This window comes from Microbacterium capsulatum, from assembly GCF_030865425.1.
Taxonomy (GTDB): Bacteria; Actinomycetota; Actinomycetes; order Actinomycetales; family Microbacteriaceae; genus Microbacterium; species Microbacterium capsulatum.
Window position 1 is genome coordinate 219,922 of record NZ_JAVFCB010000004.1, and the last position, 19,809, is coordinate 239,730.

The following is a 19,809-nucleotide window of genomic DNA, read 5'->3' on the forward strand; positions in this document are numbered from 1 at the left end:
TTAGCCATGGACTTGAATCAGAAGGCGGGTGTGTCCGCGTCGATTCTGCTGGGCACATGGGACTGGCCGCTCCATGGCCTACGACATCCCCCGACGCCGGGCACGAGCGGCTGGTATGTCTGGGCGGGCGAGCTGGCAGACGAGGAAGACTTCTTCCAACCCTGCCACCTGGCTCATCTGATCGGACTCGATCCTGCGCTTCCGCGCCTTCTGGAGGGCGTGCCTGGCTCTCGATTCCTCATTGCGCCAGGCCACGAGGACGTGTGGCACGACGCTTCCCTTATCGACCTCTAGGCCGCCATCAGTGATTCGGGGCGGAACAGAGTGGAGATGCCGCCTCAACGTGTAGGCACGTAGCGGTCCGCCGGCGTCAGGAGAACATCTGGCTCAGCACGCCGAGGTCACCAGCGTCAAGCGCTTGTTGGATCGCCTGGATGTCGGCAGGGTCGGTGAACATGCCGGAGAGCGTGCGGGTCCAGATGCGGCGCATGGTTTCCAGGTCGCCCTCGTCGGCCGCTGTGCCCATCGCCTCGATGGCCTCTTGATACGGAATCTGCTTGAACCCAGCAGGCGCGTTCCAGGGGTTGTAATACGGGATGTACCGAATCTGCGGGTCGGGGTTGAGCCGCAATACCTGGCCGGGATGGATGGTGCGTGTGTGGTTCAACACTGACAGCGCCTGCCCGTTCTCGATGCAGAGCCGCTCGCCGACCACGGCGGCCACATCATTTGGCGCGACGGTGTAGGACACGATGCGGCCCTTGTTGTCGCGGCCCACGGTGCCCACAGCGAACTCGCGCGCGCCTCGGTCCACGAGGTCGCCGGTGACGCGTGCGCCTGCGGGGGCGAGGTTGATCGAGGCGGGCTTGGTGCAGGCGTCGGCGGCAGCCGCGGCTGAGGTGGGTGCTGGGCTCGGTTCCGGCGCTTGACTTGCAGGCTTCTGCGTCGAGTCGGCAGCCTGCGATGCTGTCGTGGTGGAGCACCCGGCCAGCGCTACCGCGGCGATGGAGAGGACGGCGAGGGTCGTGCCGAGCGCGGCTGTGCGGGACATGACGCCATGTTCGCAGATGAATGCCCGCAGCACCGCGATAGATCGCGTCGGCCGGTCAGGCACGTTTGCGCTGAACGACGACCCGATGCTGTCCTGACGTGGTGGAGTTCTGTTTCATCGAGTCGTCGGCTCCGAGGCCCACGATGCAGGCAATGGTGCAAGGGAAGGCGGCGATGGACTTCGGCTACGAGGTGTTCCATCCTGATGTCGACGTCGTGGCGGACTTCTAGCGGCCGTCCTCTCTCGTCCCGGGAGGTGAACGGCGGCAGCTTGCTCGCGATCGTGGCGTACGGCGCTACGGTTGGGGCATGGATCCGGGTGAGCGCGCATTCGCAGAGCTGAGACGGATGGTCGACGCCCACGGCTGGGCGATCAGGCACGTGCTGGGAAACTCGTCCGCTGCACCGTTCTCCTACACCGTGGGTTTGACGGCAAAAGGCTGGGACGAACTCCTGATAACCGGTCTGCCTGCTGAGGTAGCTGACGTCTTCATCAGAAATGCGGTCGACGAGCAGGATTCGAGCGGAGCCTTCCGCGCCGGTGATCGTACGGAGGCGCTCACAGAGTCGGGTTCGGTGGCGTTCATCCGAGTCGAGGACCGCAGTGGGCTTACTGCGGCTGGAAGGATGCTTGGCGACTTCGAAGCACTTCAGATGGTGTGGCCGGACTCTAACGACAACTTCCCCTGGGACATCGGTTATCGCAATCCGCCGACGGCCCAGCCGCTCCTGGGGCCAGCGTCGAGGCCGGATCGTGCTCTGTGATGCTTATCGGTGACGTAACTCGGTGGAGTTCCGCTTCAACGTGTGATCGACGCTCTGTGCTGGGCCGCGGCGTGCTGTCCAGACGTGACGTTACGACCCGCCCACGCTAATCGTTAGAGTCCTTTCATGGCTATATGGGATGCCGATGCAGAGACAACGCACCCAATGGACTTTCGTCTCGTGCGGGATGGCTTCGTCACCATGTTCTGGCAGTCGTCTTTGCTCGACGACAGCCTTGATGGCCTGCGATCGCGCGCGTATCAGGTGGTCGAATTCGATGCTCGTGCGTGGTCTTCGGATGCCGAGATGTGTGAGGATGTCGCATCCCAGTTCGGCTTCCCCGATTATTCCGGGCGGGACCTTGATGCACTGAACGACTGCATGAGCGACGTCGCTTCGGGAAGCTACGGCTGGGATGCCGCCACGGACACGGGTCTGGTGATTGCGTTGAGGGCATTCGATGCCTTCGCCGAGCGAGATCGCCGAACTGCGCAGATCATGCTCGATATCGTCGCGACCCGAGCTCGATCCGCGATGCTGATTGGTCATCGGATCATTTGCCTTGTGCAGTCGAACGATCCGCGGTTGGCCTTCGAACCGGTGGGTGCAATGCCCGTGGTGTGGAATGACGCCGAGTGGCTCGACACCGAACGTGGGCTCTGAAGCAACGGCCGTGCCTCCTTGGAGGTTGCTCGGAGACGTAACCCGGTGGAGTTCCGCTTCAACGTGTGACGCTTCGACGGGCCGGACCTGTCCGTGTCGAACTCGTCCACGAGCGCTGTCATGCGCTGCCAGAACTGCTGCTTCTGCGCGTCATCGATGCATCAAACTCGCGGCGCAGGTAGTTTGGAGCCTGCACCCGCCATGCTTCGGTCACGAGCTCGGCGAAGTGCCCGGGGTCGATCGCCGCCATGCGGAACGCGATCTTGGGCTCGCCCCAGCGGGTCGTCGCTGGAAGGAAGACGCTGGGCTCCATCTCGCGGAGGGCGAGCGCGTCATCCGCGTCGGCGATCTTCACGCCGACCACGAGTTCCGATGCGACGATCGCACGGACCTGGTCAGGGATGCTCGGCCACGGGTAGCACTCCCACGCGTACAGCTTGTTTCGTACGAACCACGCCGCACCGCCCGTCGTCGCACGTTCCTCACTACCAGGGAGCCGCGCGGCCACGGCGCGCAGATCGTCGAGGGTCGCCATGCATCGAGGGTACGAGGCGCCTCCGACGCCGGCCGGTTCACGGGCACGGCCGGTATGCGGCATCCCGTTCTCAGCGATGTGGATACGCTCGAAGCCTTAACGTCTCGTCGCCCCGGTTCCTGTGCAGTCGGTAGCGGTGCAAGGGAGGAGCGCGATGGAGTTCGGCTACGAGGTGTTTCATCCTGATGTCGACGTCGTGGCGGACTTCTACGTCGCCGTGCTCGGGTTCCGCCGTGACGAGGACGCGAGCGCCGACTACGTCACCGTGGTGAGAGACGGCCTGCGGGTCGGCTGCAGCCGCCATGCAGACGCCCCTCTGATCCCCCGCAGACCTCCCGCCGGCAGCGAGATCGTGTTGCGCGTCGACGACGTCCGTGGCGAGCACGCCCGCGTCGTCGCAGCGGACTGGCCGATCGCCGATCCGCTCCAGCAGCGGCCCTGGGGATCGACGGATTTCCGCGTCTTCGACCCCAGCGGTCAGTACGTCCGCATCGCCGACAGCGGATCGGCGCGGTAGCGACCGGTTCCCGAGTCGGATCCACCGGACGATGGCGCCGGATCCCGGCACCGGCGTACGCTGACGATGCCGACGAGAGGAGCCACCGCGATGCCCGCAGCCGAAGTGCCGTCACCTCCTCCGCACATTCCCGCGCCGGGGGAGCCCTCGATCCCCGAACTCGAAGAGGACGAGACGATCGCGCCGCGTCCCGAGGAGGAGATCGCGGACGAGCTCCGAGCCGAACCCGACGTCGAGGACCACGGCCGGCGCCCCTCCTGATCGGCGGGAGCTCAGGTGCGACTCGGTACGATATCGGGGTCGGGTGCCCGCGTTTCCGAGCCCTCCAGGGGTCTCCGCGGGCACGACGGCGACGACTTCGAGAGGACCCCGCGAACAGTGACCGAGAGCACCGAGATCGAGAACAGCGTCTTCGAGCCGGAGGGGCGCGCGATCCCGTACGTCGACGAGATGTCGGAGGGCGACGGTCCCGCGCTGGTGCTCATCCCCGGTCGTGGTCTCGAAGGCGGCGCGCTCGGCTCGGTCGCCCACATCCTCGCGGGTGAGGGGATCCGCGTGCTGCGCATCGGCTCCCGGGGCTCCGGGGACGTCTCCGTCGAGGAGTGGGCGGCGGACGCCAGCGACGTCATGGACCATGTCGGCATCGGCGCGACCTGGATCGGCGGTCACGGCGTGGGCGGGACGGTCGCGCGCACGCTCTCCGCGCAGCGCACCGATCGCGCGCTGGGCGTGCTGCTGCTCGGCGTCGAGGACGTGGATGCGCCGATCGCTCCGTCCGTGCCGGTCCTGATCATCCAGGGATCCGCGGACGAGGTCATGCCCGCCGCCAACGGCGAGAAGCTGCGCGATGCGATGTCCGAGCGGGCGAGCGTCGTGACGATCGAGGGCGGCGGTCACCTGTTCCCCGTGAGCGACCCGGTCGACACCGCCTTCGCCATCGAGGACTACCTCGCCTGGGACTGACCATCAGTGACCTCGGGGTCACGGTGCCCTCGCTCGCGGTGTGGTCGGCGGGCGCCCTGATTCAGATACGGATGGCGTAGCCGTGGATCCTGTACCTCCGAAGCGATCGCGGACGAGATCGCGGGCCTCGATCTGGAGTCGGATCGGCCAGGCAGGACGCGGAGCGCTCATCGCCTTCTGGGCAGTCTTCGTCATCTTCATGGTCGTCCTGTGGATCCGATGGACCGCCCTTGCGGACGGGCAGAACATCTGGGGCGATTACGTCGAGGAATATTGCCGTCCGCGCAGCAAAGGTGGGTGCTCCAGCGTCGGACATTGGACAAGCGATGACGGTGCTGTCCGATTGCGGAATACCGACCTCGATGGGTGGCCGGCGGAAGACGGCACTGCCCGCGCCGTATACCGACCTGACGAAAGTCCGCCGGATGACGCCGTCGTTCACACCGAGTTCGTTCTGGCGATCGCACCCTTTGTCATGTCCGCCTGCGTCATCTGGGGTGTGGGGGCTGTGGTCTACTACGGGAACAAATGGTGGGGATGGCTATCGGTGCTCACGCGGCGACGGGTGCGCGGGGGAACCCGGCATCCGTCTTAGACGCCATGTCGGCGCGGCGTTCCGCCAACCGGCATTCCGAAATATTACACGGGGTTCAGATTCTCCATAGGAAATCCGTAGGCTCGCTCATTCACGATGCGACGACGCACGAGAAGAGGAGATCCATACGATGACAAACGCACGCAGAACCCTCGCCGCCGCCCTCATCGCAGCCCCGCTGGCACTGGCGCTGGCGGCCTGCTCCGGCATGGCGGGAGCGGCATCCGCGCCGGCTCCGAAGGTGGTACCGGCGGCCGCCGTCGCGGCGACGGCCGATCGCAGCCAGATCAGCACGCACATCCTGGACACCGGCAAGGGCAAGCCCGCCGGAGGTGTCCCTGTCACACTCGAGGCGAAGAAGGGCAACGACGACGGCAACGGCTGGCAGAAGGTCGCCGACGGCGTCACGAACTCCGACGGCCGGATCGACGACCTCGGCCCGAAGACACTCGACCCCGGCGTGTACCGGCTGACGTTCCAGACCGGCGACTACTTCGCCAAGCAGAAGATCGACACGTTCTACCCATCGATCACGATCGAGTTCACCCTGCCGGACAACACGCAGCACTACCACGTGCCGCTGCTGCTGAGCCCGTTCGCGTACTCCACGTACCGCGGCAGCTGAGCCGGACCGCGCAGGGCACGCGCGGGGCGGATGTCGGCGGTGCGTGCCAGGATGGGCGCATGCCGGAGTCGCCGGAGGTGCAGGCGCTCGTCGAGTTCCTCGATGAGCGGGTGAGCGGTCGTGTCATCGCGGGCGTGGACGGGGTGGATCCCCGGATCGTCAAGACGCGGGGGCGGCCGCTCACCGGCCTGACCGGCGCCCGGATGACCGCCGTCCGCCGGTACGGGAAGTACGTCGGTTTCGACACCGGGGCGGGCTGTCTCGTTGTGAGCTTCGGCCGCAACGGGTGGATCCGCTGGCAGCCGAGCGGCGGTCCGTTCGCCGAGACTCCCGCGCCGCTCGTGGCCCGGATCGCCCTCGATGACGGCGACGCGATGGAGATCGTCGAGACGGGGGACTTCCTCGCCGTGGCCGCGTGGGTCGTGGACGCGCCGGCCGACGTCCCGGGAATCGCCGCGCTCGGACCGGATCCGATCTCGGCCGACTTCTCCCGGGAGGATCTGGACGCGGCACTGGGACGGCGGCGCAAGCAGATCAAGGCCCTGCTGCAGGAGCAGACCTCGCTCGCCGGCATCGGCAACGCCTACTCGGACGAGATCCTGCATCGCGCGAAGCTCTCGCCGACCGTGCACGCCGCAGTGCTTGCGGACGACGACCGTGAGCGGCTGTACACGGCGACCGCCGAGATCCTCCGCGGCGCGGTCGCGGATCGTCGGGGTCTGCCGCTCGACCAGCTCAAGGCGGCCAAGGTCGCCGCGATGGCCGTGCACGGACGCGGTGGGGAAGCCTGCCCGGTGTGCGGGACGACGATCGTCGACCACGTCTTCGGCGGGGCGTCGGCGCAGCTCTGCCCGGCGTGCCAGGGCGACGAAGCATCCTCCGGGGCGTGAGCCGGTTCCGCCCCGATCTCCCCGCCCAGGCCACGCGGTCTGGTATCTGTTGTCCATGACCGCTCCCGTCCCGCTGCCACCGAAGACGAACACGCTGGCCCTCGTCGGCTTCGTCTGCGTGTTCGTGATCCCCGTTGCCGGCCTCGTGCTCGGGATCCTCGCGATCCGCCAGCTCCGCGGAGGGGCGACGGGGGAGAGCGGTGCGGGCCTCGCGCGGTGGGCGATGATCATCGGAGCACTCGGCTGCGCGTCCACTCTGCTGTTCTTCATGCTCTGGCTGTCGCTGCTCGGGCAGGCCCTCGACGGCGCACATCTTCCGGTCTGATCCGGCGTTAGCATGCGGGGATGAGCGACCTCTCCCGGAACCGACTGCCTGCGCACCACGGTTGGCGGGTGCGCGCGCTCGTGTCGATCGTCGTCGGCGTCCTGGTGGGACTGCTCGCCGGCTGGTTCTACGGCGTGGCGGCGGGGATCCTCGCCGCCTGGGGCATGCTCGCGCTCGTCAGCACGGTGTGGATCCTGCTCGTCACCTGGCACATGGACGCGGTGCAGACCCGCCTGCACGCGACGACCGAGGACCCGGGTCGTCGCACGGCGCGGCTGATCGCCGTGACCGGGAGCTTCGTGAGCATCGCGGCCGTGCTCGTCGTGGTGCTGCAGGCACGGCATGCGACGGGGTGGACGCAGTTCGCGCTCGCCGGGATCGCGGTGCTGAGCGTCGCCGCGTCGTGGGGGCTCATCCAGGCCGACTACATGCTGCGCTACGCGCGGATCTACTACGACGGCGTCGGCGGGATCATCTTCAACCAGGACGAAGAACCGCAGTACACCGACTTCGCATACTTCTCGGTCGGCCTCGGCATGACCTATCAGGTGGCCGACACCAACGTGACCCGCAACGCGATCCGCCGCATCGTCATCGCCCAGACGACGATCGCGTACGTGTTCGGGGCGCTGATCCTCGGCACGATCATCAACCTCGTCACCGGGCTGGGCTGACTCCGGGCCGACGCGGACTTCCGCGCGTCGGACCTGCAGACGCGCAGAGGGCGCCCGCCGTGCGGCGGACGCCCTCTGCGAACCCGGGCGAACCGGGTCAGGCGGTCTGCGGAAGCAGGGAGAAGGACACGGAGCCCTCCTCGTCCACGTTCGCGTCGAGGACCTTGTCGTCGAGGACGATCGCCGCCTCCCCCTCGAGGAAGACGGGGGCGCCGGGCAGATCCAGGATCTGATCGTCGGGTTCCGGCGAGACGACGACGTCGGCGGCGAGGCGCGGTTCCCCCGCCTGTCCCGGCGCGTCGGCGGTGTGGATGCGCAGCCCCGCTCCCTCCGTGTCGGTGCGACGACGGACGAGCGTGGTGACCAGCGCAGTGGCGTTGTCGGTCAAGGTGAGCACGAGGCACTCCTTCCGGTAGCGGACATGTCGCGGTCACGACATGTCCGGGCAACGATGCCTTCTCGCGCGCCGGGTCTCAACCTGATCGCGGGTATTCGGAGGACCTTCCCACGTGGCGGCGCGGCCGGGCGCGTCGGCGGATCAGCGCGCGATCCGCACCAGCGCGGCGGCCGTTTCGGGATCCATCCCCGGCCTCTCGTCCAGCGGCACGGCGAGGGCCGGCAGGGCGCGGCTGATGCGCCCCGCGGAGGGGCGGATGCCTGGGCCGAGCTCGCGCTCGCGGACGGGCGTAGCATCGAGGGATGACCACCGCAGCCGAGAACGCTCAGCAGACCCCCGCCGACGCCGAGCGCACGGCTCCGCGGGCCGGGGCTCCGCTCGGTCTGACGGTCCTGCCCGGGCTCGACGGCGCCGACGCGGGCCTCTGCGTCGACGGCTTCTGCCGCCTGCCCGGCGCGAAGGACTGACGCCCGCGCAGACGGATCCGAGCGGATCCGCAGCGGGACGCCTCGGAGTCAGTGCATCGCCGGGACGGCGCCCTCCTCGTCGGCGTGCTCGGAGTTGTCCTCGGGCTTGCGGATGATGAAGGCGCCGATGATCGTGATCGTCGCGATCACCGCAGCGATCACGAACGTCATCCGCGAACCGGCGGCCACGGCGTGCGGCACCTCGGTGCCGCCGTTCGCGTTCACGACAACCGTGAACACGGCGATCATGACCGCGATGCCGGCAGCTCCCGCCACCTGCTGGACCGTGCCGATCACCGCGCTGCCGTAGGAGTAGAACTTCGGCGTCAGCGAGGCCAGCGACGCCGTGAACAGCGGCGTGAACGACAGTGCGAGACCCATCGACAGCAGCGTCTGCGCGATGAGCACGACCCAGACCGGGGTCGCGGTGCTGAGCGTCGTGTACAGCCACAGCATCGCCGTCGCGAGGATCGACCCGGGGATCAGCAGGATCCGGGTGCCGCGGGCATCGTAGATCCGCCCGATGACCGGTCCGAGCAGACCCATCGCGAGCGCACCCGGCAGCACCACGAGACCCGCCTCGGTCGTGCCGAGGGACAGTCCCTTCTGCAGGAACAGCGGCAGCACGGTGATCGCGCCGAAGAACGCCACGGACAGCAGGAACATCTGCACCATCGACAGCGAGAAGTCGCGGGAGGCGAAGACGCGCAGGTCCAGCAGCGCGTCGTCCTTGCGCTGCAGCAGGACCTGGCGCCACAGGAACACCGCCAGCCCGACGACGCCGACGCCCAGCGCGATCATCATCGGCAGGGCCGATCCGGAGCCGCCGGCCAGCGCGCCGATCTGGCTGAGGCCGAACACCAGCCCGCCGAAGCCGAACGCCGACAGCACCACCGACAGCACGTCCAGCGGCGCGTGCGTCTGCTCGCCCACGTTCGTCAGCCAGCGCCAGCCGATGGCCATCGCGACGAGCGCGATCGGCAGCACGACCACGAAGATGGCACGCCAGGTGAAGTGGTCGAGCAGGACGCCCGCGAGCGTCGGCCCGATCGCCGGGGCGAGCGAGATGACGATGCTGACGCGGCCCATCATCCGCCCGCGGGAGGCCGGCGGCACGAGGTTCATCACGGTCGTCATGAGCAGGGGCATCATGATCGCGGTGCCGGAGGCCTGCACGATCCGGGCGCCCAGCAGCATCGGGAATCCGATCGCGAGTGCGGCCATCAGCGTGCCGCCGGAGAAGAGCGCGAGCGCGGCGAGGAACATCTGCCGCGTGGTGAAGCGCCGCAGCAGGAAGCCCGTGGTCGGGATCACGACGGCCATGGTCAGCATGAACGCGCTGGTGACCCACTGCGCCATGAGCGGAGTGATGTGCAGATCGTCGATGAGGTGCGGGATCGCCATGTTCATCGTCGTCTCGTTGAGGATCGCGACGAAGGCGGCGGCGAGGAGCACCCAGATCACGGCCATGTCGTGACGGGGGATCAGGCCGGCGGGGCGCGCTCCCGTTCCGGGGGTCGCCGACGGCGCCGTGGTCGGGGTGGGTTCGGCGTGGGACATGCGTTCCTCCGGCGGGGGATCTCGGGGGTGACGAGCGGGGGTGCTGCTCGGATCTCTCAGCGTAACCACAGGGTCCGACATCGCATTCCCCGCCGGAACGGATCGGGGTCCGATCGCCGTTGCGCCTTGAGCGGACTCGGCTCGCTGCGGCCCCTCGACGTCGGCGGGCGGACGTACGCTTGCGAGGTGCCGGGTGGCACGGGCAGGGGTTGAGCGGATGAGCATGATGGCCCGGATGGGCGGTGGTCCGCGCGGCGGGTTCCGCCCGGTCGACGAGGCGTCGCTGCGCAGGCAGAACGCCGAGGCGCCGAAGATCGAGAACCTCGGCCGCCGCGTCGTCGCGCTGTTCCGGCCCTATCGCGGCCGGATCCTGCTCACCGGCCTGCTCGTGATCCTCGCCGCCGCGCTCGGCGTCGTGCCGCCGCTGCTCGTGCAGAAGGTGTTCGACGACGCGCTCTTCCCGAAGAGCGGGATCGGCCCCCAGCTGGGCCTGCTGGTGAGCCTGGTGATCGCGATGATCTCGCTCTACCTGCTCTCCGCGGGGATCGGCGTCGTGCAGACCTGGCTCACCTCGACCGTGGGCAACAGCGTGACCGGCGACCTCCGCGTGCGCCTGTTCGAGCACCTGCAGTCGATGGAGCTCGGCTTCTTCACCCGCACCAAGACCGGGGTCATCCAATCCCGGCTGCAGAACGACGTCGGCGGGGTGTCCGGGGTGCTCACGAGCACCGTGACGAGCATTCTCGGCAATGTCGTCACCGTGATCGCCTCCCTCGTCGCGATGATCGTGCTGGACTGGCGGCTGACCATCATCGCGGTCTGCGTCATGCCGATCCTCGTGCTCGTGCAGCGCCGCGTCGGCCAGGTGCGGGCGCGGATTGCCGCGCAGACGCAGGAGTCGCTCTCCGAGCTGACCGCGATCACCCAGGAGACGCTGAGCGTGTCCGGGATCCTGCTGTCCAAGTCGTTCAACCGGCAGCGCTCCGAGTCGGCGCGGTATCAGGCGCAGAACCGCACCCAGATCCGGCTGCAGGTGCGCACGGCGATGAGCGGCCAGGGCTTCTTCGCGGTCGTGATGGTGCTGATGTCGAGCATCCCGGCGATCATCTACCTCGTCGCCGGCGTGCTGGTCGCGGGTGGGACCGGATCCATCACCGCCGGCGCGATCGTCGCGTTCACCACCGTGCAGGCCCGGCTGCTGATGCCGCTCATGGGGCTCATGCGCGTCGCGCTCGACGTGCAGACGTCGCAGGCGCTGTTCGCCCGCATCTTCGAGTACCTCGACCTCGTCCCGCACATCCAGGACGCCCCGGATGCGCAGCCGGCCTCGGCGGCGCCCGGGCCGCGCGGCCGGCTGGAGTTCCGCGACGTGCGGTTCCGCTACCCGGACTCCGCGCCCTCGTCCCGCGACATCCTGCAAGGCATCTCGTTCACGGCCGACCCGGGCCAGCACGTCGCGTTCGTCGGGCCCTCCGGCGCGGGCAAGACGACGATCCTCTATCTCGCGCCGCGGCTGTACGAGGCGACGGGCGGGGCGGTGCTCTTCGACGGCGCCGACGTGCGCGCGCTCACCCAGGAGTCGATCGTCGACGAGATCGGGATCGTGTCGCAGGAGACGTACCTGTTCCACGCCTCGATCCGGGAGAACCTGGTCTACGCCAAGCCGGACGCGACCGACGACGAGCTCGTCGCCGCGTGCACGGCGGCGAACATCCACCACGTGATCATGAGCTTCGAGGACGGCTACGACACGGTGGTGGGGGAGCGCGGCTACCGCCTCTCCGGCGGCGAGAAGCAGCGGATCGCGATCGCGCGGGTGCTGCTGAAGGATCCGCCCGTCCTGCTCCTGGACGAGGCGACGTCCGCGCTCGACACCGTCTCGGAGCGGGTCGTGCAGGAGGCGTTGGACGAGGCGGCGAAGGGGCGCACCACGCTCACGATCGCGCACCGGCTGTCGACCGTGATCGGCGCGGACGTCATCCACGTCGTGGAGGAGGGGCGGATCATCGAGTCCGGTACGCACGCCGAGCTGCTCGCGCTCGGCGGCCTCTACGCGGATCTCGCGGCGCAGCAGGTCGCCGCGGCGAAGATCGGGGACGACCTGGCGTCGGCGTAGCGTCCCGGGATCCGGCGCGTGTCGTCTCGGTCGGCTTCGCCGTCCTCGCTCAACGACCGGTATTGCACCGCGTTCAGTGCACCGAGAGCCCGCCGTCGACGAAGATCGACTGGCCGGTGACGTAGCCCGAGGAGCGGCCGGCGAGGAACACCGCGGGGCCGGCGAAGTCCTCGGGCAGGCCGTTGCGGCCGACCATCGTACGGGCCGCGAGCTCGGCGATCCGCGCCGGGTCCTCCTGCAGTCGCGCGTTCAGCGGGGTCAGCACGAAGCCGGGCACGAGGGTGTTGCTCGTGACGCCGCGCGACGACCACGCCTCGGCCTGTGAACGCATGAGGGACTCCAGCCCGCCCTTCGAGACGCCGTAGATCCCGCTCGTGACGAACGCGCGGTGCGCCTGCTGCGAGCTGACGTGGATCATCCGGCCGTAGCCGCGTTCGGCCATGCCGGGCCCGAAGCGCTGGCCGAGCAGGAACGGCGCCTCCAGGTTGACGGTCATCGTGGCGTCCCAGTCGTCGATCGTGATCTCGTCGAACGGCGGGCGGATGTTGATGCCCGCGGAGTTCACGACGATGTCCGGCTCGCCGAAGGGCCGGGCCGCGGCCTCGGCGGCGGCGCGGATGCCGTCCCGGGAGCCGAGGTCGCCGATGACGCCCGCGACCGCACAGCCGTCCAGGGCCGCGATCGTCTCGTCGATCCGGTCCTGCCCGCGGGCGACGATCACGACCGAGGCGCCGGCGTGCGCGAGCCCGGTCGCGATCCCGCGGCCGATGCCGCTGGATCCGCCGGTGACGATCGCGGTGAGGCCGGCGAGGGAGAACATCGAGGACAGGCGGTCGGTCATCCTCTCACCATGCCAGAGCCGCGGCGAGGGTCGGATCCGGCGTGGCCCGGGCGAACTCGGGCAGGGCGCGCAGCTCGTCGAGGAAGGCGTCCAGTGCCTCGCGGTAGGCGGGGTTCCTGTGGCTCGCGGCGATGCGCTCCAGCGGCGCGAGATCCATCGCGAGGATGAGGTCGAGGCGCGCCACGACGGCGTCGGACGCCCCGGCCGCGTGCAGCACGCGGATCCCGCCTCGCAGCGCCTCGAGGTAGTCGCGCAGCACCGGCAGGCGGTCCTTGCCCTGCGTGATCGAGGATCCGTCAGCGCGCAGCCGCCACTGCACCACGGCGTCGGGGATCACGTCGAACGCCCGCGCGGTCGTGTACATCCGCTGCGCGACGACCTGGTCCTCGTAGGCGACGCCCTCGGGGAAGCGCAGATCGTGCCAGAAGTCGGTGCGGCTGACCTTCGACCAGGCCACGATGTTCGAGACGGCCGCCGGGTGCTCGAAGACCGTCGTGCCGAGGCGCTCCGGATCGGTCGCCGCGGCGACCCACGGCTGCACCCTGCCGGGGGCGTAGCGGTGCCCGTTCCAGCGGGAGCGGACGTAGGCCGCGGCGACGAAATCGCTCCCGGTCTCGGCGAGCGTGCCGGTCATCCGCTCCAGGGCGCCGGGACCGAGCTCGTCGTCGCCGTCCAGGAAGCCGAGGTACGGGGTGTCGACGAGTTCCAGGGCCGTGTTGCGGGCGGCGCCGAGGCCGCGGGAGGGCTCGTGGCGGACGACCGTGAAACGCGGATCCGCGGCTGCCGCGGCGTCGAAGATCTCTCCAGTGGCGTCGACGGATCCGTCGTCGACGAGGATCGCGCGCCAGGCGGGCATCGTCTGCGCGCGCAGGGAGTCGAGCGCGTGCGGGACGAACGCCGCGATGTCGCGACCGGGAACGATCATGGTCACGATCGGGGCACTCACCCGGCCAGTCTATGAGGACGGGTCCTTCGACGGGGTCGTTGAGCGAGCACCGAGCACCGAGCGCCAGCGAGGAGCGAGACGGAACGTCGTCTTCGGTCGGAGTCAGCCCGCGACGGCCGCCACGGACTCCGCGACGAGCGCGGCCAGCCGCTCCGGACCGTCGCCGGGCAGGCCCTCCCGGCCGAGCGTGAACCGCACCGACGTCTGCGCGACCGCGGGGGCGATCCCGCACGCGAGCAGCACGTGCGAGGGGTCGTCGCTGCCCGCCGCGCACGCCGAACCGCTCGACGACACGACCCCGCGGCGCTCCAGCTCGAGCAGCACCGCCTCGCCAGACACATCGGCGAACGTGAAGCTCACGGTCCCGGGGAGCCGGTGCACGGGATCGCCGGTGAGCCGGGCCGACGGCACCGCCGCGAGCACGCCCGCGATGAACCGGGCGGATTCCGCGCCGACGCGCGGGGCGGTCGCCTCCCGCTCGGCCTCGGCCAGTTCGAGCGCCGTGGCGAGGGCGACGGCACCGGCGACGTTCTCGGTGCCCGAGCGCCGGCCGCGCTCCTGGCCGCCGCCGTGGACGAGCGGCTCGAGCGGCACGCGTCCGCGCACCGCCAGCGCGCCGATGCCCTTGGGCGCGCCGAGCTTGTGCCCGGCGATCGCGATCGCATCGGCGCCGAGGCCCGCGAGCGGCAGCCAGCCGGCGGACTGGACCGCATCCACGTGCACCGGGACGGGTCCTGCGGATCCGGCCGCCGCGACGATCGCCGCGACGTCCTGGATGGTGCCGATCTCGTTGTTCGCGTGCCCGATCGCGACGAGTGCGGTGTCGGGCCGGATCGCGGTCGCGACGTCGGCGGGGTCCACCCGTCCCGTCCCGTCGACGGGGAGGAACGTCGTCTCGACGCCGTGGAACCGGCCGAGGTACGCGACCGACTCCAGGATCGACTCGTGCTCGATCGGGGTCGTGATGACGTGCCGCCGGCCCTGACCGAGCGCTGCCAGCACGATGCCCTTCACAGCGAGGTTGTTCGCCTCGGTGCCGCCCGCCGTGAACACCACGTCGCCCGTGCGCATCCCGAGCACGTGGGCCACCCGGGAGCGGGCGCCCTCGAGCGCCTCGGCCGCGGCCTCGCCGATCGTGTGATGGCTGGACGGGTTGCCGAACGCGCGGGTGAGGAACGGTGCCATCGCCTCGAGCACCTCGGGGCGGATCGGGGAGGTGGCGGCGTGGTCGAGGTAGAGCATGACGGTCTCAGTCGATCCGCACGTCCAGGCCGAGGTCGAGGGCGCGCGCGGAGTGCGTGAGCGCGCCCACCGAGATGACGTCGACGCCGGTCTCGGCGATGCCGCGGACGGTGTCGAGGTTCACGCCGCCGGAGGCCTCGGCGGTCGCGGCGCCGTCGATCAGGGCGACGCCCGCGCGCAGGTCGTCGAGGGTGAAGTTGTCGAGCAGCACCGTGTGCGCGCCGCCGGCGAGGACGGCGGGGATCTGGTCGAGGCGGTCCACCTCGACCACGACGTGGGTCGTGTGCGGCAGCGTCGCGATGGCCTCGCGCAGCGCGGACGCGAGATCCTTCCCGCCCCGGCTGAGCACGGCGAGGTGATTGTCCTTCGCCATGACCGCATCGGACAGCGAGAAGCGGTGGTTGCGGCCGCCGCCCGCCGTGACCGCGTGCCGCTCGAAGGCGCGCAGACCCGGGGTCGTCTTGCGGGTGTCGGCGATGCGGACGCCGGTGCCGTCGACGGCCGCGACGTAGGCGGCGGTCAGCGTGGCGATCCCGCTCAGCCGCTGCGCGAAGTTCAGCGCGACGCGCTCCGCGGTGAGCAGGCTGCGCGCGGATCCGGTCGCCGTCGCCAGCACGTCGCCGGCCGCGAAGGCGTCGCCGTCGGCGAAATGCAGGTCGACGGACGTCGACGGATCCGTCAGCGCGAACGCCGCGGCGAACACGTCACCGCCGGCGAGCACCCCCGGCTCGCGGGCGACGAGATCGGCGGTCGCCGTCGCGTCGGCGGGCAGCAGCGCGGTACTGGTCAGATCGCCCCAGGGCGCGTCCTCCTCGAGGGCGGCGCCGACGACGCGGGTGATGAGGGCGGGGGTGAGCATCAGACTCCGATCAGGGCGGGGGAGGGTTCCAGCTGGTGCGCGCCGACCGACACCGGGCGGGCGAGGGTGGCGCGGACCATGGCCTCCGCGACCTCGAGCAGGTTGCGGTCCTCGAGCGCGGCGGGATCGTTCCCCGCCGGCGGGGAAGTCCGCCAGGCGCGGACGGTCGCGAGGGCTTCCGTGAGGCCCTCGGCGGTGCGGAGCGGCCCGACGCGGTCCCACATGAGCACCTGCAGCGCGGGGCGGGAGAACGGATCCAGGATCGGGGTCGTTGAGCGAGCGAAGCGGGACGTTTCACTCGGGGTCGTTGAGCGAGCGAAGCGGGACGTTTCACTTGGGGTCGTTGAGCGAGCGAAGCGGGACGTTTCACTCGGGGTCGTTGAGCGAGCGAAGCGAGACGAAACGCCGTCCGCCGCGAGCAACCGCGTTTCGTCTCGGTCGCCTGCGGCGTCCTCGCTGAACGTCCGGAAGTGGGCGGGCCGCGTTTCGTCCCGGTCGCCTGCGGCGTCCTCGCTCAACGTCCGGCACGGCGCCGTCCCGATCGCGGCCGCGGCCCTGGCGCCGAACACGGCGCCCTCGAGCAGCGAGTTCGAGGCGAGGCGGTTCGCGCCGTGCACGCCGGTGCGGGCGACCTCACCGACCGCGAACAGGCCCGGCAGCGTGGTGCGCCCGTCGGAATCCGTCACGACGCCGCCCATGAGATAGTGCGCGGCAGGTGTCACCGGGATCGGCTCGCGCGCCCAGTCGAAGCCGCGCTCGCGGGTGACCCGGTCGATCGTGGGGAAGCGCCGCGCGAGGAAGTCGGCGTCGAGCGCGGTGGCGTCCAGCCGGACCGGCCCGCCCTGCTCCTGCGCGCGGCGGACGATGGCCCGCGCGACGACGTCCCGCGGGGCGAGCTCGCCGTCGCGGTGCACGTCGAACGCGAAGCGCCGGCCGTCATCGTCGATGAGGGTCGCGTCCTCTCCGCGGACGGCCTCGGAGATGAGGAAGGAGGGTCCGGGCGCGGCCAGGATCGTCGGATGGAACTGCACGAACTCCAGATCGGCGACCGCGGCCCCGGCCCGCAGCGCAGCGGCGATCCCGTCGCCCGTGCACACCGCGGGAGCCGTCGTGTATCGGAACAGTTGCCCGGCCCCGCCGGTCGCGAGGATCACCGCATCGGCGCGCACGTCCTCGATCCGCCCTGCGGCGAGCAGCCGTGCGCCGCGCACGGCCCCCGCCTCGACCAGGAGGTCGACGAGCGCGGTGTGCGCGCGGACCGGGATCCCGGCGTCCCGCACCGCGACGGACAGGGCCCGCGAGATCGCCGCACCCGTCGCATCGCCGCCGGCGTGCGCGATCCGGGCCGCGGAGTGCGCGGCCTCGAGCCCGCGCAGCAGCCGCCCCTCGGGGTCGCGATCGAAGGGCACGCCGCGTGCGACCAGCTCCGCGATCCGGGACGGGGTGTCGCCGACGAGGACGTCGACCGCGGAGGGATCCGACAGCCCGGCGCCGGCCGCGAGGGTGTCCTCGGCGTGCGCGGCGGGGGAGTCGCCCGCACCGTAGACTCCGGCGATGCCGCCCTGGGCGAGCCCGGTGGCTCCGTCGCCGAGCGCGTCCTTGACGACGAGCTCGACCCGGTGCCCCGCCTCGTGCGCGTGCAGGGCCGCGGTGAGCCCCGCGATCCCGCCCCCGATCACGAGGACGCGCGCCCCGCCGCGGGCGTCCATCAGGGCACCGTCACCGGGGGCTTCGCCGCGAGCATGCGCTCCAGGGCGACCCGGGCGGGATCGGCGACGTCGGCGGTCACCGTGATCCGGTTCGGCGTGCGACCGGCGACCAGCTCCTCGAGCACCCAGGCGAGGTAGCCCGGGTGGATCCGGTACATGGTGGAGCACGGGCAGACCACCGGGTCCAGGCAGAAGATCTCGTGCTGCGGGTACTGCGCGGCGAGGCGTCGCACGAGGTTGATCTCGGTGCCGACGGCGAAGGTCGTGGGCTCGGTCGCCGCGGCGATCGCCTTGCGGATGTAGTCGGTGGATCCGGCCTCGTCGGCGGCGTCCACGACCTCCATCGGGCACTCCGGGTGCACGATCACCCGCACGCCGGGGTGCTCGGCGCGGGCCTGGTCGATCTGCGCGACCGTGAACCGGCGGTGCACCGAGCAGAAGCCGTGCCAGAGGATGACGCGCGCGTCCTGCAGGTCGGCGGTGGAGGATCCGCCCAGCGGGCGCCGCGGGTTCCACATCGGCATCTGCTCCAGCGGCACGCCCATCGCCTTCGCGGTGTTGCGGCCCAGGTGCTGGTCCGGGAAGAACAGCACACGGCGGCCGCGGGCGAACGCCCACTCGAGCACCGTGCGCGCATTCGACGAGGTGCAGACGATGCCGCCGTGCCGCCCCACGAACCCCTTGATCGCGGCCGAGGAGTTCATGTAGGTGACGGGGATCACCGGCACGAGACCCTCGTCGTCGGCGACGTCCATCGGTCCGTACACCTCGGCGAGCTGCTCCCAGCACTCCTCGACCTGGTCGATGTCGGCCATGTCGGCCATCGAGCAGCCCGCGGCGAGGTTCGGCAGGATCACGGCCTGATCCGGCCCGGAGAGCAGGTCGGCGGTCTCCGCCATGAAGTGCACGCCGCAGAACACGATCGCCTTGGCGTCGGGGTGCTCCTTGGCGGCCGTCGCGAGCTGGAACGAGTCGCCGACGTAGTCCGCGTGCTGCACGACCTCTTCGCGCTGGTAGAAGTGGCCGAGGATGACGACGCGGTCGCCGAGGGTCTGCTTGGCGGCGCGGATCCGGTCGTGCAGCTCCGCCTCCTCGGCCTCGCGGTACGCGGCGGGCAGCTCGCCCTGCCGAGGGGATCCGGTCGGGATGACGTCGCCCATGGACGACCCCGGGCCATAGCCGGGGATCGTGTCGAAGTTCCACGGGCCGGCGGCGAGGTCGGTCGTGCAGGTGGACTCGGTGGAGGCGCCGGTGACGATGAGGCGCAGCGCGTGGTCGACGGAGGGATCGACCGGAGCGTGCAGCGGGGTGGTGCTCATGAGGTTCTCGTCTCTTCGGGGGAGAGCGGGCCGCGGTCGGCGAGCTCGACGTCGGTGGCATCGCGGTAGAGCCGTGCCGGGCGGTGGTTCCCGGTGCGGAACGCGTTGGTCGGGATGAGGGTCCGGGTCGCGTCGACCTGGCGGCGGAAGTTCGCCGGGTCGAGCTTGCGGCCGAGGATCGTCTCGTACGCCTCGCGGAGGTCGGCGAGCGTGAACTCGGGCGGGAGGAAGCCCTGTGCGACGCGGCTGTATCCGACCTTGTTGCGCAGGCGCCAGAGCGCGTATTCGATGATGCGCGCGTGGTCGAAGGCGAGCTCGGGCAGATCCGTGGCGTCGAACCAGTGCACGTTCTCCTGCGCGGCGGCCCCGAGCGCGTCCTCCTCGCGCAGCAGCGCCCAGTACACGACCGACACGACCCGGCTGGGGGAACGGTCCACAGCGCCGAAGGCGTACAGCTGCTCGAGGTAGCTGGGCGCGAGCCCCGTGGTCTCGGCGAGCGTGCGCGCGGCGGCCGTGGCCAGGCCCTCCCGGGTGTCGAGCCAGCCGCCGGGCAGCGCCCAGGCGCCGGCGTGCGGGTCGCGGGTGCGCCGCACGAGCGGCAGCGCGATCCGCGGCGCCTGGGCGCCGTCGCGACGGAGCGTCAGGATCGCGGTCGACACGGCGACCCGGATCCCTTCCTCTGGCTGCCCGCTTCTGGTCATGGTGACTCTAACCTCCGGAACCGATCTTATAGTCACCCTGACCAGAAGGG

General features: G+C 70.4%; 24 protein-coding genes. 13 read left to right on the top strand and 11 right to left on the bottom strand.

The window, feature by feature from the left end:
- Window positions 1-6 precede the first annotated feature (6 nt).
- Entirely contained in the window at window positions 7-294 is a 288-nt protein-coding gene (locus RBR11_RS08525; protein ID WP_308488899.1) for an immunity protein Imm33 domain-containing protein, read from the top strand.
- 76 nt (window positions 295-370) lie between these two features.
- On the opposite strand, the gene RBR11_RS08530 is transcribed toward RBR11_RS08525, so the two are convergent.
- Window positions 371-1,051, bottom strand: coding sequence for a hypothetical protein (locus RBR11_RS08530; protein WP_308488900.1), 681 nt, complete (start codon window positions 1,049-1,051; stop codon window positions 371-373).
- A gap of 98 nt (window positions 1,052-1,149) precedes the next feature.
- On the opposite strand from RBR11_RS08530, the gene RBR11_RS08535 reads away from it, so the two are divergent.
- The 3 genes from RBR11_RS08535 to RBR11_RS08545 all read left to right on the top strand — a co-directional run bounded on the left by RBR11_RS08535 (window position 1,150) and on the right by RBR11_RS08545 (window position 2,478).
- The gene (locus RBR11_RS08535; RefSeq protein ID WP_308488901.1) at window positions 1,150-1,281 is read left to right on the top strand and encodes a hypothetical protein; all 132 of its coding nucleotides are present in this window, start codon (window positions 1,150-1,152) and stop codon (window positions 1,279-1,281) included.
- A 78-nt stretch (window positions 1,282-1,359) separates the two neighbouring features.
- On the top strand, window positions 1,360-1,815 hold the full coding sequence (locus tag RBR11_RS08540; protein WP_308488902.1) for a DUF4262 domain-containing protein: 456 nt from the start codon (window positions 1,360-1,362) through the stop codon (window positions 1,813-1,815).
- Window positions 1,816-1,941: 126 nt separating this feature from the next.
- Window positions 1,942-2,478 carry a barstar family protein gene (locus tag RBR11_RS08545; protein WP_308488903.1) on the top strand — a complete coding sequence of 179 codons (537 nt, stop codon included), beginning with the start codon at window positions 1,942-1,944 and terminating at the stop codon, window positions 2,476-2,478.
- A 118-nt stretch (window positions 2,479-2,596) separates the two neighbouring features.
- Here the strand turns inward: RBR11_RS08545 and RBR11_RS08550 are convergent, their stop codons facing one another.
- Window positions 2,597-3,013: an MmcQ/YjbR family DNA-binding protein gene (locus RBR11_RS08550; RefSeq protein WP_308488904.1), complete on the bottom strand. Its 417-nt coding sequence runs from the start codon at window positions 3,011-3,013 to the stop codon at window positions 2,597-2,599.
- 154 nt (window positions 3,014-3,167) lie between these two features.
- Here RBR11_RS08550 and RBR11_RS08555 point away from each other — a divergent pair, with 154 nt between their 5' ends.
- The 7 genes from RBR11_RS08555 to RBR11_RS08585 all read left to right on the top strand — a co-directional run bounded on the left by RBR11_RS08555 (window position 3,168) and on the right by RBR11_RS08585 (window position 7,602).
- A complete protein-coding gene (locus RBR11_RS08555; RefSeq protein WP_308488905.1) occupies window positions 3,168-3,530 on the top strand; it encodes a VOC family protein in 363 nt (120 codons plus the stop codon).
- Window positions 3,531-3,620: 90 nt separating this feature from the next.
- Window positions 3,621-3,791 carry a hypothetical protein gene (locus RBR11_RS08560; RefSeq protein ID WP_308488906.1) on the top strand — a complete coding sequence of 57 codons (171 nt, stop codon included), beginning with the start codon at window positions 3,621-3,623 and terminating at the stop codon, window positions 3,789-3,791.
- A gap of 117 nt (window positions 3,792-3,908) precedes the next feature.
- Complete coding sequence (locus RBR11_RS08565; protein WP_308488907.1) at window positions 3,909-4,493, top strand: alpha/beta fold hydrolase; 585 nt, start codon at window positions 3,909-3,911, stop codon at window positions 4,491-4,493.
- An 803-nt stretch (window positions 4,494-5,296) separates the two neighbouring features.
- Entirely contained in the window at window positions 5,297-5,713 is a 417-nt protein-coding gene (uraH, locus tag RBR11_RS08570; RefSeq protein ID WP_308489096.1) for a hydroxyisourate hydrolase, read from the top strand.
- 59 nt (window positions 5,714-5,772) lie between these two features.
- Window positions 5,773-6,603: a DNA-formamidopyrimidine glycosylase family protein gene (locus RBR11_RS08575; RefSeq protein ID WP_308488908.1), complete on the top strand. Its 831-nt coding sequence runs from the start codon at window positions 5,773-5,775 to the stop codon at window positions 6,601-6,603.
- Window positions 6,604-6,658: 55 nt separating this feature from the next.
- Entirely contained in the window at window positions 6,659-6,928 is a 270-nt protein-coding gene (locus RBR11_RS08580; protein ID WP_308488909.1) for a DUF4190 domain-containing protein, read from the top strand.
- 20 nt (window positions 6,929-6,948) lie between these two features.
- Window positions 6,949-7,602: a DUF1345 domain-containing protein gene (locus tag RBR11_RS08585; RefSeq protein ID WP_308488910.1), complete on the top strand. Its 654-nt coding sequence runs from the start codon at window positions 6,949-6,951 to the stop codon at window positions 7,600-7,602.
- A gap of 97 nt (window positions 7,603-7,699) precedes the next feature.
- Here RBR11_RS08585 and RBR11_RS08590 read toward each other — a convergent pair whose 3' ends face one another.
- The gene (locus tag RBR11_RS08590; RefSeq protein ID WP_308488911.1) at window positions 7,700-7,999 is read right to left on the bottom strand and encodes a Fe-S cluster assembly protein HesB; all 300 of its coding nucleotides are present in this window, start codon (window positions 7,997-7,999) and stop codon (window positions 7,700-7,702) included.
- Between the two features lie 302 nt (window positions 8,000-8,301).
- On the opposite strand from RBR11_RS08590, the gene RBR11_RS08595 reads away from it, so the two are divergent.
- A complete protein-coding gene (locus RBR11_RS08595; RefSeq protein ID WP_308488912.1) occupies window positions 8,302-8,466 on the top strand; it encodes a hypothetical protein in 165 nt (54 codons plus the stop codon).
- 48 nt (window positions 8,467-8,514) lie between these two features.
- Here RBR11_RS08595 and RBR11_RS08600 read toward each other — a convergent pair whose 3' ends face one another.
- Window positions 8,515-10,026: an MDR family MFS transporter gene (locus tag RBR11_RS08600; protein WP_308488913.1), complete on the bottom strand. Its 1,512-nt coding sequence runs from the start codon at window positions 10,024-10,026 to the stop codon at window positions 8,515-8,517.
- Between the two features lie 226 nt (window positions 10,027-10,252).
- Between RBR11_RS08600 and RBR11_RS08605 the strand changes: the two genes are divergently transcribed.
- The gene (locus tag RBR11_RS08605) at window positions 10,253-12,142 is read left to right on the top strand and encodes an ABC transporter ATP-binding protein (RefSeq protein ID WP_308489097.1); all 1,890 of its coding nucleotides are present in this window, start codon (window positions 10,253-10,255) and stop codon (window positions 12,140-12,142) included.
- A 73-nt stretch (window positions 12,143-12,215) separates the two neighbouring features.
- Here RBR11_RS08605 and RBR11_RS08610 read toward each other — a convergent pair whose 3' ends face one another.
- The 7 genes from RBR11_RS08610 to RBR11_RS08640 all read right to left on the bottom strand — a co-directional run bounded on the left by RBR11_RS08610 (window position 12,216) and on the right by RBR11_RS08640 (window position 19,759).
- Window positions 12,216-12,983, bottom strand: a complete 768-nt coding sequence (locus RBR11_RS08610) for an SDR family NAD(P)-dependent oxidoreductase (RefSeq protein ID WP_308488914.1) — start codon at window positions 12,981-12,983, stop codon at window positions 12,216-12,218.
- A gap of 4 nt (window positions 12,984-12,987) precedes the next feature.
- A complete protein-coding gene (locus RBR11_RS08615) occupies window positions 12,988-13,929 on the bottom strand; it encodes a glycosyltransferase family 2 protein (RefSeq protein ID WP_308488915.1) in 942 nt (313 codons plus the stop codon).
- 102 nt (window positions 13,930-14,031) lie between these two features.
- Window positions 14,032-15,171: a cysteine desulfurase family protein gene (locus tag RBR11_RS08620; RefSeq protein WP_308488916.1), complete on the bottom strand. Its 1,140-nt coding sequence runs from the start codon at window positions 15,169-15,171 to the stop codon at window positions 14,032-14,034.
- A gap of 7 nt (window positions 15,172-15,178) precedes the next feature.
- Window positions 15,179-16,030, bottom strand: a complete 852-nt coding sequence (gene nadC, locus RBR11_RS08625; RefSeq protein ID WP_308488917.1) for a carboxylating nicotinate-nucleotide diphosphorylase — start codon at window positions 16,028-16,030, stop codon at window positions 15,179-15,181.
- On the bottom strand, window positions 16,030-17,739 hold the full coding sequence (gene nadB / locus RBR11_RS08630; protein ID WP_308488918.1) for an L-aspartate oxidase: 1,710 nt from the start codon (window positions 17,737-17,739) through the stop codon (window positions 16,030-16,032). The genes nadC and nadB overlap by 1 nt, the downstream gene beginning before the upstream one ends.
- Window positions 17,739-19,058, bottom strand: a complete 1,320-nt coding sequence (nadA, locus tag RBR11_RS08635) for a quinolinate synthase NadA (protein WP_308488919.1) — start codon at window positions 19,056-19,058, stop codon at window positions 17,739-17,741. Before nadA ends, nadB begins: the two co-directional genes overlap by 1 nt.
- Window positions 19,055-19,759 (bottom strand): NUDIX hydrolase, encoded by a 705-nt coding sequence (locus tag RBR11_RS08640; protein ID WP_308488920.1) that lies wholly within the window; start codon window positions 19,757-19,759, stop codon window positions 19,055-19,057. The genes nadA and RBR11_RS08640 overlap by 4 nt, the downstream gene beginning before the upstream one ends.
- Between the last annotated feature and the right edge of the window lie 50 nt (window positions 19,760-19,809).